Below are 720 nucleotides of genomic sequence, written 5' to 3'. Positions count from 1 at the left end.
TTATTTGTGTATTCAAAGAAGCGTTTTAACGCAGGAAGCTTGGGATATTGGCTTCATACTCAGCGATTTTGTCTTCGTGCTGAAGCGTCAAACCGATGTTATCTAAACCATTAAGCAGGCAGTGACGACGAAACTCGTCGATTTCAAAGTCATACTCCTTGCCGTTTGCGCGCACTTTTAGGGCTTCCAGATCCACTTCAATTTGCGCACCTTCATTGGCTTCAACGAATTGGAACAGTTCATCCACTTCTTGTTCAGTCAGACGAACCGGAACCATTTGGTTGTTGATGGAGTTGCCGTAGAAAATGTCCGCAAAACTAGGTGCGATCATCGCTTTAATGCCGTAATCAGCCAAAGCCCAAGGTGCGTGTTCACGAGATGAGCCACAGCCGAAGTTTTCACGCGCAAGTAGGATAGAAGCGCCTTGGTAACGTGGCGCGTTCATTACAAACTCAGGGTTTGGTCGCTCGCCTGCATCATCAAGGAAGCGCCAGTCATGGAAAAGATGCTTACCGAAACCTAGGCGAGAAACTTTTTGTAAAAACTGCTTTGGAATAATGGCATCCGTGTCAACGTTGGCGGCATCTAGAGGCACAACCAAACCAGTATGTTGTTTAAAACCTGACATGATTGTTCTCCTTAATCCTGTTTATCAAAAGTTAATTCACGAATGTCAACAAAGTGACCCGCGATAGCTGCTGCGGCTGCCATTGCAGGGCT

1 protein-coding gene is annotated in these 720 nt (G+C 46.2%); it reads right to left on the bottom strand.

The window, feature by feature from the left end:
* Positions 1-25: 25 nt before the first annotated feature.
* Entirely contained in the window at positions 26-628 is a 603-nt protein-coding gene (gene leuD, locus R7Q48_RS27295; RefSeq protein WP_005480538.1) for a 3-isopropylmalate dehydratase small subunit, read from the bottom strand.
* Positions 629-720: the final 92 nt, after the last annotated feature.

It is taken from the genome of Vibrio sp. 378 (genome assembly GCF_033339435.1).
Note: the sequence above shows the minus strand (reverse complement) of the source record. Positions and strands in the feature narration are given on the sequence as shown.

What these genes read in the sequence shown, in the direction of transcription:
- leuD (WP_005480538.1), bottom strand. Translation starts at nt 628, where the DNA reads ATGTCAGGTTTTAAACAACATACTGGTTTGGTTGTGCCTCTAGATGCC.